Origin of the sequence: Dysgonomonas sp., from assembly GCF_035323175.1 — a bacterium.
In the GTDB taxonomy this organism is placed as follows: domain Bacteria; phylum Bacteroidota; class Bacteroidia; order Bacteroidales; family Dysgonomonadaceae; genus Dysgonomonas.
Window position 1 is genome coordinate 1 of record NZ_DAOKYH010000038.1, and the last position, 7,998, is coordinate 7,998.

Here is a 7,998-nt window from a genome sequence, read left to right on the forward strand (position 1 = left end):
CTGGATCTGATTTTATAACGATAGTACCCTTATTGGAATTGTCGTCTTTTACAGTTCCATTGATAGTTAGCTGATTTTGAGTAGTGACAACTAAATCTACATTAGAATTATTAATCAGATCACCTATAATACGGTCTTTGTCTAGATACAAATCCTTTATCGCTGTACCCTTTCCGTTGCCTGTACCGCTTGTTCCATTATTAGTTTCTGTTGCAAATTCAATATCATCACTTTCTGCAGGTACAAAGTTAGCAGTCCAATTTTCTTGTTTAGCCCAATCAGTATCAGTAGTGCCATACCAATAATTATACCACTTCAATGTTGCATTGGCTGAATCGTTATTCGGATTTGTATCATCTTTATACTTAACTGTAGCCGTATTTGTCCATTTATTCAGTTGCGTAGTAGGATTGCTAGCATTTACCTTGATATAAATTGGCGGATAAGAAAGTAAGCTATTCAAAGCATCTGTACGCTTAAAAGTATATGTATTTCCATTAACAGAAGCTATCCATCCATTGGATGCAAGTCCACCTGATTTACCGGTATAATCGGTTACAATCAGACCATCAGGAATGGCATCTGTTACAGTAACCGTGTTACCTGCGACTTTATTATTTCCGCTTAAATTAGTAACTGTTATAGTAAAGGTGTTTCCGGATGCTTGGGCAACACCATCGTTATCCGCATTCTTTTCTATACTAAAATCCAAATTTGGATTATATACGGTAGTACTAACCGTGGAGTGATTATTTGTTTTATCATCGTTTAAACCTGGTATTTCGGGAGGAATGATATCTGCATTATTAACTATTCTTCCTCCTGCCGGAATTCCATTTAATTTCCCTTTGATTATAAAAGTACTAGTACTGCGAGGAGCTAATGTTATGGTTGCAAATAATGAATTTTGATTCCATGGAAGATCTACTCCGCTGGTAAAGCCCACAGCTGTATTGTCTGTATTACCATTATTGTTAAAAGTGACGGTATTGATAGAGAACGTGCTACCGTATGCAATATCATTCCCATTACCGTCTTTTATTACATCGTTTAATACTAAGCCGGGTAATGTTGACGTGGAGTTATTTATTACATTTACAGTATAAGTTAATTCTCCGTTTTGAGGAGAATTTTCCGTATTTACACTCTTTTGAACGAGGACATCTCCGGGAGTAGTAATGAGTATGTTCCGTATTTCGTGATAATTAACAAATGATCCTGTAGAAGCGGAAAATCCAAGCTTAAGTTTTGATGGAGGAGCATCATCTGTAAGATAATTTACGAGTTCGGTAAAAGTACCATTCGGAGTTATAGCCCATTGCACCCTGATTCTGTATTGACCATCTTCTGGTTCTATATAAATTCTTACTCTTCTGTAGAACTCGGTATCTGTCGGTCTAGTTGACGTTAGAGTTGCATAAGCAATATTTCCCCAACTTCCTCCAACAGTTCGGCTTGCCAAGAATCTGTATGGCGGATAAGTACTGCTTTTAGGAGTTTCAGGTCCTCTCAGTGTAATGGCATTCCTTCTGTATCCAGGACCGTCTTTCCCTTCTGTATTAGATGCAAAATTGCCATATTCATCCAATCCAACACCTAAGTAAGCACCTGCAAGCCCCGGTTTATAACCGTTCGATGTACTTGCTGCATATCCTAATGAGCCTCCAAAAGCTCCTATTCTGAAAGTAGGGGTGTCTGCATCGAATAGGAAGATACATATACCGTCTGCACTGCCATACTTACTGCGCCATGTTTTATATTCGAAATCTATATATACACCTAATGTGCTTGGAAAAGAATTGTTTATATAAGCATATCCTCTTTGGCCCCTCTCATCACTTGTTAATCGTAGCCAACCTTGATTTACTGGGTCTGGATTGCCTGAAGTGAGAAATGCTCCCGGATCTCCCCCCAAGATAATATTGTTGCCAATAGAATTTCCTTTAAAATTTTCGGTAATTGTAAATTGTGCTTTGAGCGAAGATACACAGAAAAAGCAACTAATAAATAATATTGAAAGTAATTGAATTCTTAAATGTTTGTAGTGATTGGTCATATTCATTCTTTTATTTATACAAGATCTATCTGGTCTTGATTTTATTATTATATTTCCACATCATATGTATACCAGTTGTTACGTTCTATTTTTGCTGGCAGTTGCAATTTGTAGGTCTCGTCTCCAAATTCGGGTGGCGGCAGGAATCCCCCGTCAAAATAAGGCAAACTGAGCTCTATGCTTGTTCCTGCATTATCCCGTTCGTTGAGGTAAGTTATCAGGGTCAGGTTTGTTACTTTTCCATTGCCATCAAGCGTATAGGATGTTATAGCATCGTTCCAGTTTATCCAAGCGAGTGAGCTGACCAGATTATCGGTTTTCAATATCTGTTTCAGGACATAGGTATTCTTATCGAAATCGATAAGCCTATATTTATATCGTGTAGTGCCTTCCCCAGACAATGGTTTTTCCTGATGCTTTGCTGTCAAGCTTATGTTGAGTTGTACTTTGGCCACAGCCCGAATCAGAGGAATACTGCTAAGCTGGTAATTCGAATTAAAATCGTGTGTCTTATTGCCCGACATCAAGATAGGAGTCGTTAGTGTCGTAGACCAAGGCGTGCTGTTTGACTGTAAAACCGATTGTAACCCTGTTACGGTAGAGACTCCATCAAGTGATGTTTTTATTCCGGTACAGTTGGCTACAACATATACATCTCTGCTACCAGCTTCTGCCTGTGTAAGGTTGAGTAATACTTTGTTATCTGTATTGTTCCATGAACCGCCGGAAAAACTAGCCGATGGTATGTAATAAGATTTAAATGTCTGTGCCCCTGATGTAGGAAATAAAAACACATACAGGTTATCAATTGTCTGTTCAGTGGCAGAGCCATTGTCAGTAGCTGCTTTCAGACTCCCTTTAACGAAACTGTTTATTTGAAAAGAGAGTATTATTTTTTCATTATCCGTACTGCCTGCCACAGGGTTGTCATCACCTGAACAACCGGTGAACAGCAGACTTAAGAAGCCTATTATGTATATATATATTTTCATATTCTTTTATTTACTGAATGTCTTCACCAGAATCCCATTGTAATATACTTCCAGATAATTCCCGGATTGAGGAATATTTGTCAGTGTATAATCCTCTTTGTCAGTAGGGCTTGTCTTTATAAATTCTTTAGTCAATGCAGCGTCTGAGAAAGTACATCCGTTTATAGCTTTCAGCGTAACATGATGCGGATCACAAACTTCTATCGTATTACTGATCATTACATTCCCGTCATTGTCAACGTTCACATTATACCCGTAACCCATGTAAGTTGCACTTTTTTTAACTGTCCATGGATCGATGGTATAAATGATTTCTATCGTTTGCAATTTTTTGATAACATAGTAGTAATGCCTGTTTCTGTAGATGTTATAGTCGGGCTTATCCGTATTTTGACCGGTGGCAAAGGCCAGATAATCCGTGTCGGTGATGGTGCGGTCGTCTGTAATGACAGGTATGTCGTAGAATTTTCCGTCAAGGGTTTCAATCCTGAAGTAGTTGACCGGTTTATGATCTGATACTGACCAGACAGGATTTGTATTCATCATCATGGCTTCCGGCATATAGTACAGATATGAATTACCCACTTTTTTTAACAGCTTATCTTCATAATACCCTATAGTTGCAGGATACATATCAGGTATGAGCCCGAACTGACGATATGCATTTTTATAATAAATGTTCTTGACACCGGAACCTATAGATGCCCCCTCTATTACGACTTCGAGTTTGGCGACAGCACGGATTAACTTCACCCGGTTTTCTTCTGTCCCGTTCACAACAGGTCGGAAAGGCTTCGGCTGGTAGATGTTTCCGCCTACACTTACTGTTTGGTTCAGATATGTTCTGGACATCGGAAAGCCCTTACTTTCTGCGGCTGAAAGATACAGGTCTGTTTCCATATCGCGGAAAGCAGACATGTAACTGTCCATCAATGACTTTGTGGCTATCATCTTCAATGCTGCCATCGGCATATTGGCTACAAAATAAAAATCACGCGTACCTGTGGTCAGCTTTACGGTAAAGGTCTTTTCTTTATCGCTAAAGGGTATTGCTTCATCAAAATATTCACTAATCTTTTCTCCGGTCGATGAATCGAAAACCAGCAAGGCAAGATCATGTACCCGGTCTTCATAATCTGCTGCATCTTCATTAATCGTTTCCGTATCGGCTGCCTGCGCTCTGGTTACAGATAAGTATACCTCCTGTCCTTTGGTTGGCTTATCTGTTTCATCATGGTTTTCATAGATAAAAGAGTCACAAGCTACAAGCAGGACCGGCAGACAGAGTAAAAGTATATATCGTATTTTTAATCTCATAATCGTTTGGATTATTCAAGCCCTGCAGGCTTAAATTTTATAAATCGGTGCTATAACTATGAACAAGCCAGTTGTTGACATAAATAGCACAACTGAAGTGTGTCCAGCACTCGGCACAATAATCCTTTATCAGGAATTTGACCGTAAAGTCATTTTCACAGTTAAGGTTTACTCCCTTGTCGACAGCCCTTAAAAGGATACTAGCGATTAGGTCGCCGTCGAAGACAGTTTCTTCTTTATCATTTCCTGTATAGGTAATATTCAGTTTATTACTGTAGCCGGTAGTAAGGTCTAACATGGCATAATTCCATTCACCAGTATTACCTTCCAATTTTGTTTCTATTGAGGGGTAAGTCAATACCGGGGTATTCATAGGCATTGTACCGTTTATCCGTACCGTTCCATTAGCCGATGACACGGCTACATTAAGTTTTGTGGGATCGTATTCTTTCATGGTGACATTATCGAACTCGACGATAACCTTAACCCTGTTGGTTAGCTCCCTTAGATTTACTGCTGTATATTTATATAACGAACCGTATTCTCCCGGATTGGGTAGGAAAACGATCGGACTTTCTCCTTGCCATATACGTTCCGTAGTATTATTCAAGCGTTCAGCCACACCATTTGTAGAGTTGATAGTCACCATTATATCCTCTTTGGTTGTTACGCCTGGAGTAAATGATTTCCTTCCTAGTTTTTCATTGACACCCGCCCATGCTATAAATGAATAGTTCCCGTTGGAAACCGGAACAAGCACTTCAAAGTCACGGCTCAGGTTTACATTATGTTGCTCTACTGTAGTTGATAGTTTACCTTCCTGATCGAATGCAAAGACGGTAAGTGAAGATACGTTCCCTATAAACAGGGAATCATCTGCACATGGGGTTTTGGAGTAGAATTTTACATAAACACCTTGCGGGCAATCTTTCAGGTCATCGTAGATAAGGGAATCGCAACCCCAGAAAAGAGTCCCTGTCGCGAACAATGCCATTATAATCTTGATTCGTAAATTCTTCATCCCTTGTACTTTTAATTAATTTAATATTTGATGGTCGCAGACCTTTTTTATTGTTTTAGTAAGCAAAACAGGCAAAGTATGTTATGAGTAGAAGTATATCATTTATACTCCGTGTTATTTGTTTTAATAACCGTCAGGGAGCTGTAACTCCCTGACACAGGTTATTTATATTTATGAAGATTAAATTCCAGGAGATACAGAATAAGAGTGTAGCTTCCAAGGAAGAACTTTTACATCTACGCTCATCCATGTTTGAGGTGTAGTCAGAGGATCTGTAGGATCGATCGGATTTTCCGGTTCTTCATATCCCGGGACACTTGGTTTTGGATCTGGGTTTAGAGGTAGGTTCTTACCCGGATTAGATGGATCTTCAGGACCTTTCGGATTATCCGGATCTTCAGGGAATAAAGGATTCCAGTTTGTTCCCAGATTTCTGAATCCTGTAATGTGGATATGATAAACATTATTTCTTATAACAGGTGAATTATACCACTCACCAGTAAGAACATTATCCGGATTTACCCATGCATAATACAATACTTTACCTTTTACATATCTTGCAACTTTTTGATTTGCGACACCACCTGTTGCTGTATTTTGTGCATTCTCTGCCGTAGTATAGAACTTACCGTTTTCACCTACAAAGAAGTCGGTATTTGGAGTATATGCCTTACCATCTGCAAAAGCTGCAGCCGCAGGTGTGAATTTAGCACGGATAAGCACGTAGGCTGTATTTCCTTTTTTATAGCTTGAAACAGCTTTTTCTCCTTCTGTATGATAATTCGGTAATATAAATTTACCCGACAGCTCGGAATTCAGCTCTGCAGTTACTTGTCCGTAAGGATCGGTTGCATAGTCAGTCATTGTTTTAACGGCAGTTCCTCCGAACTGGTCAGCCGCAACATAGTTTTCAAACAAACCTGAGTAGTCATATTTAGAATTGCTTCCTGTAATATCAGTTGTCCAATAGTCATTATCCGAAGTGGGTACAAATATGGAGTTAGGTGTAGACCAATCAGCTTTACGTTGAATAAACAAAGAGCTTTCGCCTTGAGCCAGTGCCCAGTTAATATCAGATATTGTTCCCAATGGAGAGCCTCCCGCTGAAGGCACGGTATAGGTTAAAGCCTGTGTAGATATCATTACACGGGCAACAGCTCTCTCAACCTCTAGACTTACCCTATTTAAAGGAGAGGCAGCTGCCAACGTTTCGGCTTCTGTGACATTGGCTGCCACATTTATTGTTTTAGGCTCAACATTAGTCATCACAATTTTTTCATCTGTTGTACCGTTCTTTACAGCCAGTTTATCAGCAGATGTATTGGTAAATGTACTGGCGCCCGAGTTAGCCAGATATAATGCTGCTTGTGTATATGCATTCTCAAATTCGGCTACAGGAGTCTTTGCCAAAGCATCTACCACTTCAGTACTCCCGTTTACTAGCACATACACTTTTTTAATTCCGGCTGTGGTTTTAATCGCGGCATTTGTTGTTTTAGGAACTAAAGTGATATCACTTCCAGTCACTATTTTCTCATAATCCTGACCTGAGCCGCTGGCACCTACTTGCAGTGACTTGGAACTAACGGATGAACCATCGATGATGTAAACCGCTACGGTTTTTATATCGTCTTTTCCTGCCCATTCCCCGATATTGTTGTAATCGTCTGGTAGGGCTTTTGTTCCTCTTAAGCCTGGATTTTGGGACATTTTCAATGTAACACTCACATTGGTATTACCTTTCTCTTCCCCACCTGATGACGAGATATCATCATCATTGCTGCATGCGGTCAATCCCAATCCAAGGGTTATCGCTGCAGTCAAAAATAATTTAGTTACTTTCATTTTTATTCAATTTTAAATATTACAGACTATTATCTTATTATTTTGCAAAAAACATTTATACTATCTGTGAACAGGTCAATTATGTTTACCTGTCCCTTTTATAATATCCAGATTTACTTTTCCGTCTTTATCACCGTTACTAGCTGATTTCTCAAAATATCTTGAAGCCTTTTCCGAATCACCTTTCAGGATATAAGCCACACCGAGATTATTCCATGCGATTGGTTTATCTTCTATTTTTTTCAGGCGCTCGATGGCAGCATCGTAATTTTTATTCTCGATATCTGCGGCAGCTGAATTCATAATGGCAATTTCACTGTCAGGATACAGCCTGACGGCGATATCGAACACTTCCCGAAACTCTTTACTGCTTGATGGATAACTTTCGGCCACCAGATACATTTCGTTCAGACTAAGTAATTTGGGATTCTTCTTTATTATTTGTCTTGCTTCTTCCACATTAAAGGCACGTACCACATAGGCTACGGCATATTCCGTACGTCTCAAAAGCGGATAATAATTATTAAGCAGTGTTTTGTAGGTTTCCCCGTTTGAAAGCTTCAACAACTCTGCATCCCGTGCATCGGGATTCTGTACTTTGTCAATGATATTCAGGATGTTTTGTTTGTCTGCCAGGTATGAAACCGAGATGGCCTTATGCAGTCCCGCCCAGTCTTCGCCTTTCCCTTCAACGGTAAATTTATCCCGTGATACACCAAATTTGGAGACCAGGTAATGAGCAAAGGAATTAGCCCTGTTTTGCGCCA

General features: G+C 39.5%; 6 protein-coding genes. All 6 read right to left on the bottom strand.

Annotation, left to right across the window (positions count from 1 at the left end; translation table 11 throughout):
- The coding region (locus tag PKC55_RS18060; RefSeq protein ID WP_524536952.1) for an L-type lectin family protein at window positions 1-2,056 on the bottom strand (2,056 nt) is incomplete at its 3' end.
- Window positions 2,057-2,103: 47 nt separating this feature from the next.
- Window positions 2,104-3,048 carry a fimbrial protein gene (locus PKC55_RS18065; RefSeq protein ID WP_324373635.1) on the bottom strand — a complete coding sequence of 315 codons (945 nt, stop codon included), beginning with the start codon at window positions 3,046-3,048 and terminating at the stop codon, window positions 2,104-2,106.
- 6 nt (window positions 3,049-3,054) lie between these two features.
- Entirely contained in the window at window positions 3,055-4,365 is a 1,311-nt protein-coding gene (locus PKC55_RS18070) for a fimbrial protein (RefSeq protein WP_324373636.1), read from the bottom strand.
- Window positions 4,366-4,402: 37 nt separating this feature from the next.
- On the bottom strand, window positions 4,403-5,386 hold the full coding sequence (locus PKC55_RS18075; RefSeq protein ID WP_324373637.1) for a FimB/Mfa2 family fimbrial subunit: 984 nt from the start codon (window positions 5,384-5,386) through the stop codon (window positions 4,403-4,405).
- A gap of 180 nt (window positions 5,387-5,566) precedes the next feature.
- Window positions 5,567-7,231, bottom strand: coding sequence for an Mfa1 family fimbria major subunit (locus PKC55_RS18080; protein ID WP_324373638.1), 1,665 nt, complete (start codon window positions 7,229-7,231; stop codon window positions 5,567-5,569).
- 75 nt (window positions 7,232-7,306) lie between these two features.
- Window positions 7,307-7,998 (bottom strand): tetratricopeptide repeat protein (locus tag PKC55_RS18085; protein WP_524536953.1); only part of this gene is annotated, 692 nt, incomplete at its 5' end.